The organism is Deltaproteobacteria bacterium, from assembly GCA_012522415.1.
GTDB lineage: Bacteria > Desulfobacterota > Syntrophia > Syntrophales > JAAYKM01 > JAAYKM01.
Window position 1 is genome coordinate 50139 of the sequence record JAAYKM010000032.1, and the last position, 17454, is coordinate 67592.

Genomic DNA, 17454 nt, shown 5'->3' on the forward strand with positions numbered 1-17454 from the left:
ATATGAAAAAGTACGGTCTGTTCGTTGTGACGGCGTTGTTGATTATCCTGTCCGACCAGTTGACCAAATACTGGATTGACACCTCCATGACGCTCCACGATTCCATACCGGTCTTGCAGGGGTTCTTCAATCTTACCTATGTCCGGAATCCCGGTGCGGCTTTTGGTTTTCTTGCGCAGACTTCCCCGGCGTTCCGTTACACTTTCTTTATCGGCGTGAATATACTGGCGATTACCCTTATCCTCTTCTATCTTCGGAAAGCGGCCACGACCGAATTCCGCTTGATTCTCGCCTTGGCGTGCATTATGGGGGGGGCGGTCGGCAATCTTATCGACCGGATTTGGTTTGGGGAGGTCCTTGATTTTCTCGATTTCTATATTGGTACGCTGCACTGGCCCGCCTTCAACGTGGCCGATTCCTCCATTTCAGTGGGGGCCTGTTTGCTGGTTTGGGAACTCTGGAAACGGGGCAGACAGGCGAGCGTTTGACCGGTCAAGCCAGCCTCGACCGGTTAACCGGTGTGATATCAAACTAAAAAAACAGCTGCGGCAAAGCTCAAAAGCATTTGACCGCAGACGACCAGGGAACGGCCATACCAGCCGGCACGGACTGCTTGCTGGGTAGAGGAGTATGAGCGGCGCTACCCGGACGCTATACGGCTTCTGAAGGAAGGTCTTAAGGATACCCCGCCGTTTCTGACTTTTCCCTTTCTTGATCATCGAAAGATCAGTTCTACCAACCTCATTGAACGCTTCCATCGCGAGATTGGGCGACGGTCCCGGGTTGTAGGCATCTTTCCCGGCATGGATGCCTGCCTTCGCCTGGGGTCACCACATACCTGATTGCATATGTATATGGCGAGGATGTGACTGCGGACATCCTGATCGTCGAAAAAATCGGGGCAACAGAGGTCCTGATAGCGGGCAAAGAGATCGCCGCCAAGGTGGCCAAAGGCATGATTTCTCCCAATGTACTTGACTATCTCCCTTCTCCCTTTGTCCGAGAAACATATGCTTTTTGAGATGGCTCCACCGAACAGTTTTTTGGGAAAATCCATCCGTGCCTTGGAGCTTCGGCGCCAGTACTATATCGAGGTTCTTGGGGTAAAGGAGAGCATTACCGATGAAGTGAAAATGATGTTCCGTGCAGGTTTCATCATCAAGGACGGGGGGATTCCGGTCGTGTTCGGCAAGGGAAAAGATATCAGAGAGAGCACGCAGTGATCAGGGACGGTCTTGGATGATTGTTGCATCCACGATGACCGGGCCGGATTCCGAGAGAATCAGTGGATTGATATCGATTTCCCGAATGGACGGGAATGCATTGCCGAGTCGTCCCAGTATAACCAGATAGCGGGCAAGCACTTCGATCGGGGCCGGGGGATGCCCCCGGAATCCATTGAGGAGATGACCGTATTTAAGGCTTCCGATCAGGGAGGCGGCCTTTTGAACGGTCAGGGGGGCCAGCGCGAAAGCGGTATCTTTGACCGTTTCAGCGAAAATCCCCCCCAACCCGACCATTACGCAGGGCCCGTGCTGCGGATCGCGCATATAACCCATGATCAGTTCCAATGTTCCCTTGATCTGTCTTTGTATCAGAACGGCGCTTCCCGGAGGCATTCTGTTCTTCAGTTCATGAAAAGCGGCAATCAATTGGGGTTTGTCATGCAGATCGGCCCTCACGAGACCGGCTTCGGTTTTATGGATGCATCCCGGTTGCAACCCCTTTAAAATTACCGGATAGCCCATGCGGGCCGTGGCCTCCAGGCATGCGGCAACGGAAAGCGCTGGATGTTCTTCTACCGTCGGGAGGCCCGCTTTCATCAAAATTTTTTTTGAGACATGTTCATCCAAAATAGCGCCATCCTCGGGGAGGATAATCTCTTCCGTCCATGCAAAATTCGACGAGTCTTCGGCTTCCATGTCCATCCAGTGTGTCGATGTATCCTCCAGCTTGAGCGCCGTGACCATACATTCCGTAGCCCGGTACAGTTCATGGTAGACGGGTATTCCCAGCTTCCTTGCCTCAACCTGAAAATTCAAGATTTCATCCCGCTCCCCAAGGGCCCAGATAAAAACCGGTTTTCCCCATTTACGGGAGAGTTCTGCCGTATTGGAGAGGTTCAGTCGGACCCGGGAAAACCCGGCAAAGGTATGAACCATGCAAGCGTCAACCCCTGTATCGGCAAGGACGGCATCCAGGGCAAGGGAATAGATGTCGAGACCTTGCCCGCTGTGCTGCTCCATAGCCGGCCAAAGGTCAACGGGATTGGCCGGTGGCATCCATGCCGGGAAAATAGTCGACAATTTTACCGTGGTTGCCCGATCCAATTCGGCCACTTTGATGCCGAAACCATCGAGAAAATCGGCCGCAACAATTCCTGAGGCACCACTGAAAGTGAGAATGGCGATACCGGGCTGTTCCGATTTGTGTGGCCGGGGCAAGACCATTCCCAGGGTCCTGCAAAGATCGACCATTTGATGGAAATCACGGGCCTCAAGGATTCCAGCCTGCCCCAGGACATCCGCCAGAATATGATGGTTGCCCGCCATACTGGCCGTGTGACTCATCGCCGCCTGCCTGCCGGTTTCGCTTTTCCCTCCTTTTAAAATGACCACGGGCTTGGCCCTACGGTGGAGTCGATAAATTTCGATGAAGCGCTTCAGATTCACGAAGGATTCCAGATAAAAGCCGATGACACGGGTATCGTTGTCCTGAAGCAGGTATTCGAGCAGATCGCATTCGTTGATATCGACCCTGTTGCCGATGGAGCAGACTTTATTGAATCCGGATATTTTGTGAGACAGGAGATCGACGATAAACCCCGCTGACAGCATACCGCTTTGTACGACCAAAGACACGGGGCCCGGCTCAAGCAGACCACTCAAGGACAAAGGATCCGTGAAGGAGAAAACAAAGCCGTTTTTCCCGTCAACAAGACCCATGCAATTGGGGCCCCAAATACGGGTGTCTGTCTGTCCGGTCAGCATTGAAAGCCGGGTCTGGCTAATTTCCCCGTCCCCGCCTATTTCTGAAAAACCGCCGGATTCGATGATCACTCCGGGGATACCCTTGGCAACACAGGCCTTGGCTGCATCCGGGGTCTGGTTTGCGGGAATGAAGAGAATGGCCAGGTCCGGTTTACCGGGTACATCATATACGGATGGATAACAGACCAGGTTTCCAATACTTTTGTACCGAGGATTCACGGGGTAGATGGGGCCTTGGAATGTATTCTGCAGGTTCTGCAGAATGGCATAGCCTCCCTTGGACTTGTTGGGGGTAGCACCAACGATAACAATACTTTTGGGATGAAAAAAAAATTCCATGACGAATCCTTCGGTAGGAACCCGTTTACGGCATGTTACCATAATTTGCCGTTATTTGTTCAATAAGGAGTGGGCTATTTCATCAGGCTGGGCAGGTAAAGGGCGAGTTGGGGGAAAATCATGACCAGGAGAACAGTTGAGAACAGGGCCGCCATCATCCATATGGTGCCCCTGAATATGATATGGAGGGGGACATCCCGGGCAACCCCGGCCACAACATACACGTTGATCCCTATGGGGGGGGTGATGACACCGATTTCAGCCACCAGCACAATGATGACACCGAACCAGATGGGATCGTAACCCAGTGTTGTTACAACCGGGAAAAAAACCGGGACCGTCAACATGACCATGGCCAGGGAATCCATGAGACAGCCGAGAAGGACATAGATCAAGATAATCATGGCCATGATCGCAAAGGGGGGCAGGGGAAGGCCTCCGACCCACACGCCGATATCGGTTGGAATGCGGGTTACAGCGAGAAAATGACCGAAAATCGTTGCTCCGGCGACAATAACCATGATCATGCAGGTGATGCGTACGGTATCGTCCAGGGTTTTCAAAAACCCATCCCAGGAAAGATTTCGTCCGACGACCGCAATGACGAGCGTTCCCAAAGCGCCGATAGCGGCGGCCTCGGTGGGCGTGAAAAGGCCGATGAAAAGCCCGCCCATGACAAGAAAAAACAGGATCAGCGTTTCAATCAGGCCGGAAAGCGAAGCGATTTTCTCCGTCAACGTGGATTTAGGACCCCGTGGCCCCACACCCGGTTTCAGTAGGTTCCACAGGATAATCGTCAAGGTGAACATGAATGACAGAAGGATCCCCGGCAACACACCAGACATGAATAACTTGCCGATCGATTGTTCCGTCATGATGCTGTAAACGATAAAGATGGTACTCGGCGGGATGAGGATCCCCAAGCTTCCGGCTGCGGCAACGACCCCGGTCGCCAGAGAGGGATCGTAGTTGTATTTTTTCATTTCCGGGAGGGTGACGGAGGCCATGGTGGCGGCGGTCGCACTGGTGGAGCCGCAAATGGCGGAAAAGCCCGCGCAGGCTCCGACAGTGGCAATGGCAAGTCCTCCCGGAAAGTGACCGATGAATTTATGGGCGGCGTTGAATAGTCTTGTGCTGATTCCGGAGTGGAAGGCACATTGGCCCATAAAAACAAACAGGGGAATCACCGTCAGATTGTAGGAACTGAATACGGAGAAAAAATCTCTGGCGACAAGATTCATGGACGCATCCCAGGAAACCAGCATCCCGAAACCGGCAAATCCGACCAGAGCCATAACAAATCCGACGGGCATCTTCAAAAACATCAGGATGATCAGAACGATAAAACCTGCGATTCCTGCTTCGGTCGGAGTCATTTGAAGAGCCTTCCAAGTGATTTGGCGATGTCGAAGAGCAAAGCCAGACAGAGAAAGGCGCAGCCCACGGCGATACCGGCAACAACCGGATAAACCGGTATGCCGAGGGTGAGAGAAACCTCTCCGCTATGCTTCATGTCCTGGGCATAGATTTGGCACTGTCGGGTAATGATGACGAACAGGGCCAGTGAGACGGACGTCACCGCACCCTCAAGAAAGACCTGCACGCTTCGGGGAAGACGTTCAAAGAATATTTCAACGGCGATATGGCTCCGCTCCACCGATGTATAGGCCATGGCGAAGGAAATGACCAGAGCCCCGAAAAATCCAACCAGCTCATAGGTGCCGGGAATGGGGTGCCCAAAGAAACGCAGGATTACGTCGGCACAGGTCAGAAGCATCATCATCATGACCACGATGCCGGAGAACATCGAAATGCTTCTGGCTGCTTGGTGGACCAATCTCTCTAGTTTCAACATGATTCCATTTCCGGTTTAAAACACGGATGGCGGCAATGTGAAGCCTACCCATCCATCCCCGCCATCTATTCCCGGTGTGGCTATTGAACTGATTTGGAGCGCTTTATAATGAGCTTCGCTGTTTCCTTTACCGCCTTGGTGCCTGGAAGGCCCTTTGCGTCGGCAGCGGTCGTAAATTCAGCAATAACCGGGATAACCGCATTCTTCCAGCGCTGATTTTCCGCGGGGGACAGGGGAATGATTTTATTTCCCAGACTCAGCGTAAAGGCCCTGCCTTCTGCATCGAGATCATCCCAGGTTTTCGCGTGCACGTGAATCCATTCCCGGTTGACATCATGGATGATCTGTTGGATGTCTTTCGGAAGGGAACGCCATTTTGTCTTGTTCATAACAACAAACATGGCGGTGGTGTAACCGATACCCGTGCAGTTGGTGGTGTTTTTTATGACCTCCGCCTGTTTCCAACCCTTGAGGACCTCAATGGGGCCGATGGTGCCGCCGACAACGCCCTTCTGAAGGGACTCATAGGTGGAACCCTGGGGCATGGCCACGGGTACACCGCCGAGGCTGCTGATAACCTTCGAACTCAACCCTGTGGAACGAATTTTGAGACCTTTCATATCCTCAAGCGTTTTGACCGGCTTCGTTGTGTGCAAGAGACCTGGGCCGTGGGCATGGAGATACATTACCTGAACATCATCCAGTTCCCGAGGGGTGAACTGTTTATAAAAATCATTGGCAACATAGGTTGCCACTTTACCGTTCGGGTAACCCATTGGAAGATCTAACACCTCCATCAGGGGGAAACGACCACGAGTATAGGCAAAACAGGACATGCCGATATCGGAAATACCTTTGACAACGCCGTCATAACATTGATCAGCCTGTGTTAGGGTGCCGGAGGAGAACACGGTGATCTTCACACGTCCCCGGGTTCTTTTTTCCACCTCTTTGGCCCAGGCTTCTCCTGCCTTGGCCTGGCCATGACTGGCCGGGAAGAAGATGCTGTATGTCAAATTGTAGGTTTTCGCGTTGACGGTGGTGGTGAAGAGAAAAGGTGACACAACCATGGCGAAAATGAAAACAAGACAAACGGTTACCAACAGGTTTTTTCTCATGGTACTGATCCTCCCTTATTTTTTAAAAAACAGTTGTGGTGGAGTCTATGAATAATTGAATCGGGATGAAACTTGGAAAGCCTGCTCATCCCAGAATGGGGACAAGCAGGCGCCGATACAGATAAGTGAGTAACAGAATATGGCAAGGCAGAAAAAACATATGTACAGTGAAATTATCCATCGATATCGAACAAATTCCCGTATGACTCCAAGTTGAGCGAGGATTATTGTATTTTACTTTGTGTGTCAAGAAATATTTCCCGACTGTGTCTGGCCCCTCTCCTTCAACTTCTCCAGTTCCTTCCGATAGCGTTCCGCCTCAACCTTGGCGGCTTCCGCGTCTTCCCGGGCTTTGCGGACGGCCATTGCCTGCCGTTCCTGTTTCCGATCAAGTCTGTTCTGCAGATCACCGAAGCCGATACAGGCGACTAAAACACCTCCGGCAAGAAGCAGAAACGGGATTCCCCCCTCTCAACAGGACAAGAAAATCGTCGAACCACAACACGAAGCCAAGCAAACCCAGAATGGTGGAAATAATCCCCCCGACGAACCAAGCCATGATTTTACCTCAGCGTGCTTGGTTGCGAGATTTGTATCTCGTAAATAACCGCAGATTCAGAGATAATTTTTTAGAACAGGTAGCACAGTTGAAGGCCCTTTGCAATATCAATCCTTTGTTTAATCTCGGGAGATGATTGATGAAATGCGTGGATGGATCAGAAAAAAGACTTGATTAAAACGAAATGTTCAACTACGATGCGCCAGTTTGTTCGATCCGGAAAAAAAGCGGACACTTCACCCAAGAAAAGCGACCCAAAGAGGATATTCGGATGATTGAGCCTGATTTTAAAAAAGGAAACGGGCTGGTGCCTGTAGTTGTCCAGGATGATGAAACAGGCGACGTGCTGATGCTTGCCTATATGAACCGGGAAGCCTGGCTTAAAACCTTGGAGTCGGGAAAAGCGACCTTCTGGAGCCGGTCCCGAAATTCCTTGTGGCTAAAGGGAGAAACATCGGGTCATGTCCAGATTGTCAAATCCGTCTATATTGATTGTGACGATGACACGATTCTTCTTCGCGTGAATCAGATCGGTGGGGCTGCCTGCCATACCGGTTATCGTTCCTGCTTTTACCGGAGGATAGTCGGCGGCGATATGGAAATCATCGGGGAACCTGTCTTTGACCCGGGAGATGTATACAAATGAATAATCATGTACTAAGGATTGGTCTTCCCAAGGGAAGTTTGGAGCAAAATACGATCGACCTCTTCAAAAGGGCAGGTTGGCATATTTCTTACGACAGTCGGAGTTATTTCCCCGATATTGACGACGATGAAATGAATTGTACTCTGGTGAGGGCTCAAGAGATGTCCCGTTACGTCGAGGACGGAAATATTGATCTGGGGTTGACGGGGCGTGATTGGATTCTGGAGAATGAGTCGGATGTGGTTCTGGTGCAGGATCTGATTTATTCCAAAGTATCGGCCCGGCCGGCTCGGTGGGTGCTGGTGGTACGCCAGGATTCACCGATTCGTACGCTGGAGGACATGCAGGGTAAGCGCATATCGACTGAACTGGTCAATTTCACGAAAAAATATTTTTCCGAGCGGAAGATTGATGTTCATGTTGAATTTTCCTGGGGTGCGACGGAAGCAAAGGTCGTGGAGGGACTTGTTGACGCCATCGTGGAAGTGACGGAAACGGGTTCAACGATCCGGGCCAATAAGTTACGTATCGTTCAGGAGATGATGACGACCAATACCCAGCTGATTGCGAACCATACTGCCTGGAACGATCCCTGGAAACGACAAAAAATTGAGCAGATTCGATCTCTTTTGAACGGATCCTTGCAGGCCATGGGAAAAGTTGGGGTGAAGATGAACGTGGAGAAAGAAAATCTGGGCAGGGTCATTCTGTTGCTGCCGTCATTAAAGGCCCCGACCATTTCCGGTCTCTATTCGGAGGAATGGTATGCTGTGGAAACGATCGTTGATCAGAATGTGGTCAGAGATTTGATTCCCCTTCTACAGGAAGCTGGCGCGGAAGGAATCATTGAATATCCTCTGAACAAAGTCATCTAGTGGTGAACATATGAAAAGAAAAGGAGAGATCTACCGAAAAACCGCGGAAACGGAGATCAATTTATCCGTAAACCTGGATGGGAAGGGGGAGGCTGATCTGATTTCATCAGTTCCTTTTCTTGATCATATGTTGAATCTGCTCGCCCATCACGGCGGCTTGGATATGTTCGTTCGGAGCCAGGGTGATACACAGATCGATGATCATCATTTGGTGGAGGATCTCGGCATTTGTCTGGGGGAAGCCGTGAAACAAGCTCTTCGGGATAAGAGTGATATCAAGCGTTACGGATCCGCCCTGATACCGATGGATGAGACCTTGTGCAACGCGGCGATTGATATCTCGGGGCGGCCTTACCTGGTTTACCATAGCGCATTGAAAGACCGAAAGATCGGGGGGTTTGATTCATCCCTTCTCCGGGAGTTTTTCAAAGCCTTTACGGACCACGCGGGTGTCACATTGCACATCAACGTCTTGTATGGTAGAAATACACACCACATTGCGGAGGCCATTTTCAAGGCCTTTGCCCATGCTTTCAAGGAAGCTGTCGCACGTGGCCACAGTCAGAAAGGTGTGCTTTCGACGAAGGGAAGACTGGATTAAAAAAAGACAGGAATACAAGATGAAAGCAGGTTGCAAATCCATTTATCCTTTGGGGCTGGTTATTTTGGGCATCATCTTTCTCTTCGGTTGCGCAGGAGCGGTGAGCTCCTTGTCTTCGTCTTCTTCCGGGGCGGGAATGACCTACAAAAGAATTGCTGTTTTACGGTTCACTCAGGCAAATCCGGCTGATACGATTGATAAGTTGATGCCTTCCGATATTGCCCTTCAGGGTGAGCGGGATGTGGATAGTCCGGAAAAGATCGTTGAAACGATTTTTCTGACCAGGCTCGGCGAAAACAGGGATACGGAGATTATCCCGGTTGAGGAAACCGAAGGAGTGTATCGCCAGCTTACGACGAAAACCATCTCACCCAAAGAAATCGAACTGATCGGCCAGCTCGGCAAAGCGTTGAAGGTCGATGCAATTGTGGTGGGTTATGTGTACCGTTATATGGAAAGAGTGGGGACGTCCTATGCCGTTGAAAAACCGGCATCGGTTGCCTTTGAGATTCACCTGATCGACGTGAAAGCCGGAATTCGAACGTGGCGGGCGACTTTCGACAAGACCCAGCGTTCCCTGATGGAAAACCTTTTCAATTTTCGTTTTTTTGTTAAGGATAGAGGCCGTTGGATCACGGCAAGGGAATTGGCTGAGGAAGGGATTGATCAGGTCATGCAAAATTTCCCCGGTACACGTTGAAGAGAAGCGGAATCAGCCAAGATTAGATAAACACTGATCGACGGAATCTCCGGTCCACGGGGATTCCGATATTTTTTATGTGAGGCATCCAATTGATTATAATACCGGCCATTGATTTACATGGAGGAAAATGTGTCCGACTCCTGCAGGGAGATTTTGACCGGGTAACGGTTTATGCGGATGATCCGGTTGGTATGGCGTTAAACTGGCAAGAACAGGGGGCACAACGTCTCCATATTATCGATCTTGACGGATCCCGTGAGGGTATGCCAAAAAACAGGGAAATTATCGTCAGGATTGCGAGGGAACTTCGGATTCCCATTGAGCTTGGTGGTGGCATTCGGGACATGAAAACGGTAGAGGCCTACCTGAAGGAAGGCGTCGAGTGGCTGATCTTGGGAACCGCGGCGATCCGGGACGGCCAGTTCCTCCGTAACGCCTGTGAGGCGTTTCGGGATCACATCATTCTGGCTCTCGATGCCAGGGATGGCCAGGTTGCCGTGCAGGGTTGGACGGAAACGACGGCTCTGTCGGCCTTGGATATCATTGAACGGTTTCAGGATTATGGTTTAGCGGCAGTCGTTTACACCGACATTTCCCGGGACGGTATGCAGACGGGTGTTAACGTGGACGCAACGAAAAAGCTCGCCCAGACGACGGAGATTCCCGTGATCGCTTCCGGAGGGGTTTCCGATATTAGGGATATAGAGAAGCTGATGCAAATCGAGCAATACGGTGTCCTCGGGGTGATTGCGGGCAAGGCTCTGTATGCGGGAACGCTGTCATTGCCAGAGGCGATTGCTGTTGCCGGACGGAATCCAGAGGGTTAAGAAAATCCGGACGAACAGGTTGCGCATTTTGCAACGGGAGGGCACATAGTGGAAAACTGCATATTCTGTGAAATTGCCAGGGGAAAGATTCCATGTAACAAGGTGTATGAAGATGAGCTGGTCATGGCCTTCGATGATATCCACCCGATGGCACCGGTGCATGTCATCATCGTTCCGAAAAATCATATAGCGACAGTGATGGATATGGATCTTGACCATGCCGATGTGAGCAGGGCGTTTTTCCGTGCCATTCAGGCTATTGCGAAGCAAAAGAATGTGGATCAGACAGGGTTTCGTACGGTGATCAATTGTAACGAGGAGGGAGGGCAGGTTGTCTTTCATCTTCATCTCCATCTGCTGGGCGGGAAAAAGCTCGTGGATGAGTTAGGTTGAAGCCATCGAGAAATCATTATGAATGCCTTGGACAATTTTCTCATATCAGCTTGGTTGACAAAATAAATTCATGGTTTATCTTAGATTCCGGTAGGTGAGATTTAACAGAAGCTTATCAGGAACGGGTAATGAAGATGGATTACAGAGAAAAATTGGACCAACAAATGGTCCAGGCGGCAAAAAGCCAGGATAAGGGCCGCCTTTCCGCCCTGCGGATGATCAAAAACACACTTCATAACAAAGAAATCGACCTGCATCGTGCCATGGAAGAGGCAGAATTTATCCAGGCCTTGTCGGCAATGGCCAAACAGAGGAATGATTCCATCGAGCAATTCCGAAAAGGTGGCCGTCAGGATCTGGTCGAGAAAGAGACCATGGAGCTAAGGGTCATACAGGAGTTTCTGCCCGCCCAGTTGTCGGAAAAAGAAATCTTAGGAGAAATAGAAGGGGCCATTGCCGAAACGGGGGCGACCGGTATCCGGGATATGGGTAAGGTGATGAAGCTTCTTATGCCGAAATTGACAGGCAGGGCTGATGGAAAGCTTGTTGGTGATAAGGTAAAGGAGAGACTTTCCGGATAATCAGTATCATTTGTGACGGAATGGTCATGAGGGGAGGACCACTCCCCGTGTAAACAGGGCTTGGAGATCGTGGCGTTGTTTCTCCTGCGGAAGGGAATACAAGCTTGACCGGGTACGTTTCCCAAGAAAAGATTGACGAGATCAGAGACAGGGTCGATATCGTTCATCTGATATCAGAGTATGTTACCCTGAAAAAAATGGGCCGCAATTTCACTGGACTTTGTCCCTTCCATAAGGAAAAAACACCCTCATTTACTGTCAGGCCGGACAAGCAGATCTTCTTTTGCTTTGGTTGCGGCCTTGGGGGGAATGCATTTTCTTTTCTGATGCATATCAACGGTATGACATTCCCGGAGGCAATCCGTTATCTGGCTTCAAAAACTGGGGTTTCGCTTCCCGGGTCTCCATCCCACGCACGAACCGCTGCACGATCAAGCGAGAAAGAACAAATTTATCTCGTCAACAAGGAAGCTTCTCAATGGTTTGTCAGAAATCTTGCGATGAAGGAGAATGCATCTATCCGTGCCTACTTGGGAAACCGGGGGATTACGCCAGGGGTGATTGAGGCCTTTAGTCTGGGATATGCGCCCAATAATTGGAGCGGTCTGCGGAACCATTTTGAACGTGGGAAAATCGCGGTTGAATGGGCTGAAAAAGCGGGGCTGGTCGTTACCGGAAGGGAAGGGTCATATTATGACCGTTTCCGGGGGCGATTGATGATTCCCATTGAAGATACGGAAGGACGTATTATCGCATTCGGGGGAAGGTTGCTGGATCAGGGTGAACCGAAGTATCTGAATTCCCCGGAAACACCCGTTTACATCAAGGGACGGTGCCTTTACGGATTGAGCAAATCCAGGGAGTATATTCGGAAAGAAGGCCACGCGATTCTTGTCGAGGGATATTTTGATTTCCTGTCCCTGTGGGGCGCAGGGATTCATTCCGTGGTCGCATCTTTGGGGACGGCGCTTACGCAGGAGCAGGTGGCTCTGCTCCGGCGTTACACTCAGAAAGTCTTTGTTGCATTTGATGCCGATGTGGCGGGTCAAAGAGCCCTGATGCGGAGTTTCGAACTTTTTCTGGCGGCCGATATCGACGCATTGGCCGTGACGTTGCCGGCTGGAGGTGACCCGGACAACTTCATCCGGGCTTATGGGAAGGAAGGGTTTTTGGAGGCCATCGGTGCTGCCCAGCCGCTTGAGACTTATTGTTTGGATCAGTTGTGGGGGGGCGAAAAAACGTTGATTGGTGAAAAAAACGCAGTCAAAAAGGCGGTTCAACTTAGCCTGAATATTACTGACCCCATCGCCCGGAATCTCTTTCTCCGACGAATCTCCGAACGATTCGGTGTTGATTATGAGGTACTGCAACGAGAGGTTCGCGGCACACAGAACATTTCATTACCTCCTGCATCGAATCGACAAACGGACAGCCATAAGGGTTCCGTGGCTGATCGGGTCGACAAACTGGAGTTGTCGATTGTTCATCTGATGCTGGAAAAACCGAATAAGATTCGACGTGTTGTAGAGGACAATGCTCTCACATATTTTTCTGAGGGGAGTTTGAAAGTCCTCGCCGAGCAAATCGCAACGACTGTGGGAAGGGACGGCAGGGGAATGATCGATCTGGATGGTTTGGTTGGCCTACTCGACCGTCCGTCCATCCGGGAAGCTGTTCTGCGGCTGGTCATGGAGGAACAGCCGATTTCTGACGAACTTGCTGATCGCATATATGACGATGTCTTGAACAAGCTGAGACGTCGATGGTTCAAAAAGAAGCGTGGGAATCTGCAGGCGAAACTGGTTAAAGCGCAACAGGATCGAAACGAAACTTTACAGCTGACCTTGATACAGGAAATTGAATACCTCGTACAAGAAGAAAAAAAGCGTGTTGTCGGCAATCATGGGGATATACTGAAATTCCGGGAGAGGGCAAATGGATAAAGAAATCAAGTCAGAGGAATTTAAAAAATTGCTGTCATTGGGCGAGGAAAAGGGCTTTCTCACCTACGATGATGTGAACGATTTATTGCCCACAGAGATTGTCTCTTCCGAGCAGATCGACGATATCCTGATCCTATTCGGCGAGAAGAACATCGATATCATTGATCCCGAAAAAGAAGAAATCCCGCAGATCAAAAAGGTTGCCGAGGATCGAAGTAAGACCAAGGAAGGGAATGTCCTCGGACTTATCTCCACGGTCGGAAAAACTGGTGATCCCGTAAAAATGTATCTTCGAGAGATGGGCCTCGTGTCCTTACTGAGCCGGGAAGGAGAAGTGGAGATTGCAAAAAAAATTGAAGATGGTCTCAAAGAAGGCATGGACTCTGTTTTCTCCTCACGCCTGTCTATTAGAGAGATAATGGACCTGGGAGAGGAGTTGCGCAGTGGTGAAGTGCGGATCAAAAACCTCGTCGATAACCTTGATGACGAGGAAGGGAGTCTCGAAGAGGATACGCAAAAAATTCGGATACTCAACCTGATCGACAAGATCGCCAACCTGGACAGAAAAAATGAGGAAATCAGAAAAAAACTCAAATCCAGGGGGCTTGATGAAGATGAAAAGGAAGCCCTCAAAGCGGGTATAATCAAGAACCACAAGCAAATTATCCGGCATTGTCGCAAAATCCGCTTTAACCAGAAACAGATTGATCGCATGATCGGCCGGATCAAGCAGGCCTTGTCAGATATTGAAGCCGCTGAGGAAAAAATTCAGTCCTGCAGGGATGAATCTTGCCTGTCACGTGCCCAGTTGGAGAAACTTTGGGTGCGTATGCGTAAATTCCCCGAAGAGGAAAAAATCATCCAGCGCGAAACAGGCATCAATGCCGCGAAATTACGGCATTATGAGGAAACAATCAAGAGTGCAGACAGGGAAATAAAAAGGATTGCCGCTGAATCCGCCCACACACCCTCATCTCTGAAAAAATTGGTAATCGCTATGGAAAAAGGAGAACGCAAGGCAGAGCGGGCGAAGCGGAAGCTTGTGGAAGCCAACCTCCGTCTTGTGGTCAGTATTGCCAAAAAATACACCAATCGCGGTTTGCAGTTTCTTGATTTAATTCAGGAAGGCAATATCGGCCTCATGAAGGCGGTGGAAAAATTTGAGTATCAGCGGAGGTACAAGTTCTCAACCTACGCCACCTGGTGGATCCGTCAGGCCATCACCCGGGCCATTGCCGATCAGGCGAGGACCATTCGTATTCCAGTCCATATGATTGAAACCATTAATAAACTGATTCGTACATCCAGATACCTTGTTCAGGAACTAGGCCGGGAACCGAACCCCGAGGAAATTGCCAACAAAAAGGGCTATCCCTTGGATAAAGTGAGGAAAGTCCTGAAGATTGCCAAGGAACCCATTTCCCTGGAAACCCCCATCGGTGAGGAGGAGGACAGCCACTTGGGAGATTTCATTGAAGACAAGAAGATCATGTCCCCCTCTGAGGCCACGATCAGTATGGATCTGGCCGACCAGACCAGGAAAATCCTGGCCACTCTTACACCCAGGGAGGAAAAGGTTGTGCGAATGCGTTTCGGAATCAGTGAACGGATCGAATACCAGGAAGATGAAGACCGCCGCTATAGGGAAGTTGCAGGCGGTTCCGCTCTTGAAGGAGAGTAAGCGTCAGGATAATCATATTGGGACGGGGCCATTCGGGTGAACCTGATAACGGGTTCCGATGAATTAGGATTTGACACCGGGAGATAATTGTTATAACTGTCTGCGAAGTTTTTCAATCATAGGGACGTAGGGCCCATAGCTCAATTGGTAGAGCCACCGGCTCATAACCGGTAGGTCCCTGGTTCGAACCCAGGTGGGCCCACCAAGTTGTTCCATAAAGCGGGAAGAAGTATAGGCTATGCGTATGAAGGGTAAAGTTTTACCGGCGCGATTCAATATGGAAACACGAGTTTCGGCAGAAGCTTGCCTCTAAATGAATGCACCTCTAGCGGGTGCATTTTTTCTACCAAATTATCTGGGGAAAGGGAGAAATAATTGATAGAAGACCTTCAGTTGTTCATCTAACTGCAAAGAAGTGATTCCGATGCGGCACGGATCAAAATAAAAAAGAAGGAACTGCCGGAGCGTATTGCGAGGCTTGATCAAGCCTTCCAGATCATGCAACAGAAGCTAGAGGATTTTCGAGTTCATCTGGAAGATTTGCGCAGCCAGTACCGGGAAAGGGAGGACAAACTGAGACAGGGACAGGACGGGTTGAAGAAAGCCAGGGAACGTCTCGAGTTAGTCAAAAATAACAAAGAATATCAAGCTATTCTCAAAGAAATCGATAGCATGGAAAAGAAGAACGGTGATGTGGAATCGGAGATCATTGGCCTTTTCGATGCCATAGATAAGGAAAACGGTGAGTTGGAACAGCGGGAGAAGGACTTTGCTGGGGAGTCAAACGCCTATCAAACGAACCGGAATAAACTGGAACTGGAAATGAAGTCTCTTGATGAAAGTATTGCCGAATGCCAGGCGAGAAACGGGCGGATTAGAGGCTCCCTCGGGGAAAATCTGATCCGCAAATATGAGGCCATCCGGAACCTGCATAGGGACGTTGCCGTTGTTTCTGTCTGGAAGGGGGTCTGCAACGGCTGTCATATGAACATACCTCCTCAGATGTATAATGAATTGCAGAAGACCACCGTGTTGATGTCCTGTCCCCATTGCAACCGTATTATTTACTGGCAAAATGCGGAAGAAAATTCTTAGTCACTCCCGGTCGATATCGATATTGATTCGGCTCCGGGATAGTCTGTGAGCAATCTTCAAAAATTATATTGACTAACCCGATATAATCAATACGATCAAAAGAGGGAGGTTGCAGCAGTTCAGATGGTCGCTGGTCCGCGTGCGGGCTGGAGGAAAGTCCGAGCTCCACAGGGCAGGATGGTCGCTAACAGCGACTGGGGGTGACCCTAAGGAAAGTGCCACAGAAAATATACCGCCCTTCCGGTTCTTCGGAAGTCCCTACGGGGAGGCAGGGTTCATCCTGCAGGTAAGGGTGAAAAGGTGAGGTAAGAGCTCACCAGTTTCCCGGGTGACCGGGAAAGCTTGGTAAACCCCATCCGGAGCAAGACCGAATAGGAAAGCGCCAAGGATTGCCCGTCCGTGCTTTCGGGTAGGTTGCTCGAGACGACAGGCAACTGTCGTTCCAGATGAATGATCATCGCCCCTTTCCGGGTAACCGGGGCGGGGAACAGAACTCGGCTTATGAACCGCTGCAACCCCTCTTCACCTATTATATTTTGCCATGTTTATAGATAATCAAAGGATGAAAAATCCCTACAGGTATGCCATTAAAAAATCCGGATGGCTTGGGGGAAAACTGTTCCGACCATAATCCCCCCGTTCATGACGAGGTGTGCGGGCTCCTCTGATCCCGATATTTTGGTTGTTTGTGGAAGCCGGGGGAAGAACTAAAGGGCGGAGAACATATGATCGAATTTTATAAAATGAGCGGTAGCGGCAATGATTTTATTGTCATTGACAACCGGAGAGCGGAGTTGGCCGTCCCCGACCTGAACGGGTTTATCAACCGGATCTGTTCCAGGAAGGGCGCCGTCGGGGCCGACGGGTTGATCCTGATCGAAAGATCCACGACATGGGATTTTCGCTGGAGGTTTTTCAACGCCGACGGTTCGGAGGTGGATATGTGCGGCAACGGTGGCCGCTGCGCCGCCCGGTTTGCCTTCCTGAAAGGCATTGCGCCGCCGAGAATGTCTTTTGAGACCCGGGCCGGTGTCATTGACGCCGAGGTCAACGGGGATACGGTCAAGTTGAGACTCACTGATCCCACCGAACTCAAGACGAACCGCAAAATCAGGATCGACGACACACCCTTTGACGTGAACAGTGTCAACACGGGTGTTCCCCACGTCGTCCATTTTACCAGTTCTCTCGATGCGTTCGATGTAATCCATGTGGGTCGGGCCATTCGTTACCACAGGGTGTACGAAC

At 50.3% G+C, this 17454-nt stretch carries 19 protein-coding genes, 1 tRNA gene and 1 other RNA gene; 17 read left to right on the forward strand and 4 right to left on the reverse strand.

The annotated features are described in order from the left end of the window. Nucleotides 1-2: 2 nt before the first annotated feature. The 4 genes from lspA (at nt 3) to GX147_02820 (ending at nt 1223) form a co-directional block, all read left to right on the forward strand. Nucleotides 3-488: a signal peptidase II gene (lspA, locus tag GX147_02805; protein ID NLN59639.1), complete on the forward strand. Its 486-nt coding sequence runs from the start codon at nt 3-5 to the stop codon at nt 486-488. 165 nt (nt 489-653) lie between these two features. Next, nucleotides 654-842, forward strand: a complete 189-nt coding sequence (locus GX147_02810; GenBank protein NLN59640.1) for a hypothetical protein — start codon at nt 654-656, stop codon at nt 840-842. A 23-nt stretch (nt 843-865) separates the two neighbouring features. Continuing rightward, complete coding sequence (locus tag GX147_02815) at nt 866-1021, forward strand: hypothetical protein (GenBank protein ID NLN59641.1); 156 nt, start codon at nt 866-868, stop codon at nt 1019-1021. Continuing rightward, nucleotides 1011-1223, forward strand: a complete 213-nt coding sequence (locus GX147_02820; protein NLN59642.1) for a hypothetical protein — start codon at nt 1011-1013, stop codon at nt 1221-1223. Before GX147_02815 ends, GX147_02820 begins: the two co-directional genes overlap by 11 nt. Here GX147_02820 and GX147_02825 read toward each other — a convergent pair whose 3' ends face one another. The 4 genes from GX147_02825 to GX147_02840 form a co-directional block, all read right to left on the reverse strand. Continuing rightward, nucleotides 1224-3329: an acetate--CoA ligase family protein gene (locus GX147_02825; protein NLN59643.1), complete on the reverse strand. Its 2106-nt coding sequence runs from the start codon at nt 3327-3329 to the stop codon at nt 1224-1226. It lies immediately after the preceding gene. 74 nt (nt 3330-3403) lie between these two features. Further along, entirely contained in the window at nt 3404-4705 is a 1302-nt protein-coding gene (locus GX147_02830; GenBank protein ID NLN59644.1) for a TRAP transporter large permease, read from the reverse strand. Next, nucleotides 4702-5184, reverse strand: coding sequence for a TRAP transporter small permease (locus GX147_02835; protein NLN59645.1), 483 nt, complete (start codon nt 5182-5184; stop codon nt 4702-4704). The genes GX147_02830 and GX147_02835 overlap by 4 nt, the downstream gene beginning before the upstream one ends. A gap of 80 nt (nt 5185-5264) precedes the next feature. Then, a complete protein-coding gene (locus GX147_02840; protein ID NLN59646.1) occupies nt 5265-6302 on the reverse strand; it encodes a TRAP transporter substrate-binding protein in 1038 nt (345 codons plus the stop codon). Nucleotides 6303-7132: 830 nt separating this feature from the next. Here GX147_02840 and hisI point away from each other — a divergent pair. From hisI to dapF, 13 genes are all read left to right on the forward strand, one after another. Next, nucleotides 7133-7507: a phosphoribosyl-AMP cyclohydrolase gene (gene hisI, locus GX147_02845; GenBank protein ID NLN59647.1), complete on the forward strand. Its 375-nt coding sequence runs from the start codon at nt 7133-7135 to the stop codon at nt 7505-7507. Beyond that, nucleotides 7504-8382, forward strand: coding sequence for an ATP phosphoribosyltransferase (locus tag GX147_02850; GenBank protein NLN59648.1), 879 nt, complete (start codon nt 7504-7506; stop codon nt 8380-8382). Before hisI ends, GX147_02850 begins: the two co-directional genes overlap by 4 nt. Nucleotides 8383-8392: 10 nt before the next feature. After that, nucleotides 8393-8983, forward strand: a complete 591-nt coding sequence (gene hisB, locus GX147_02855; GenBank protein ID NLN59649.1) for an imidazoleglycerol-phosphate dehydratase HisB — start codon at nt 8393-8395, stop codon at nt 8981-8983. 19 nt (nt 8984-9002) lie between these two features. Further along, nucleotides 9003-9683: a hypothetical protein gene (locus tag GX147_02860; GenBank protein NLN59650.1), complete on the forward strand. Its 681-nt coding sequence runs from the start codon at nt 9003-9005 to the stop codon at nt 9681-9683. Between the two features lie 92 nt (nt 9684-9775). Further along, entirely contained in the window at nt 9776-10513 is a 738-nt protein-coding gene (gene hisA, locus GX147_02865; protein ID NLN59651.1) for a 1-(5-phosphoribosyl)-5-[(5-phosphoribosylamino)methylideneamino]imidazole-4-carboxamide isomerase, read from the forward strand. Between the two features lie 48 nt (nt 10514-10561). After that, nucleotides 10562-10906: a histidine triad nucleotide-binding protein gene (locus tag GX147_02870; GenBank protein NLN59652.1), complete on the forward strand. Its 345-nt coding sequence runs from the start codon at nt 10562-10564 to the stop codon at nt 10904-10906. 134 nt (nt 10907-11040) lie between these two features. Further along, on the forward strand, nt 11041-11487 hold the full coding sequence (locus tag GX147_02875) for a GatB/YqeY domain-containing protein (GenBank protein NLN59653.1): 447 nt from the start codon (nt 11041-11043) through the stop codon (nt 11485-11487). Nucleotides 11488-11591: 104 nt separating this feature from the next. Continuing rightward, nucleotides 11592-13430: a DNA primase gene (locus tag GX147_02880; protein NLN59654.1), complete on the forward strand. Its 1839-nt coding sequence runs from the start codon at nt 11592-11594 to the stop codon at nt 13428-13430. After that, the gene (rpoD, locus tag GX147_02885) at nt 13423-15111 is read left to right on the forward strand and encodes an RNA polymerase sigma factor RpoD (GenBank protein NLN59655.1); all 1689 of its coding nucleotides are present in this window, start codon (nt 13423-13425) and stop codon (nt 15109-15111) included. The genes GX147_02880 and rpoD overlap by 8 nt, the downstream gene beginning before the upstream one ends. Nucleotides 15112-15240: 129 nt before the next feature. Continuing rightward, nucleotides 15241-15316, forward strand: a tRNA-Ile gene (locus GX147_02890). A 293-nt stretch (nt 15317-15609) separates the two neighbouring features. Further along, nucleotides 15610-16206 (forward strand): hypothetical protein, encoded by a 597-nt coding sequence (locus GX147_02895; GenBank protein NLN59656.1) that lies wholly within the window; start codon nt 15610-15612, stop codon nt 16204-16206. Nucleotides 16207-16317: 111 nt separating this feature from the next. Then, an RNA gene (rnpB, locus tag GX147_02900) (RNase P RNA component class A) lies at nt 16318-16723 on the forward strand. 208 nt (nt 16724-16931) lie between these two features. Then, the coding region (gene dapF / locus GX147_02905) for a diaminopimelate epimerase (protein NLN59657.1) at nt 16932-17454 on the forward strand (523 nt) is incomplete at its 3' end.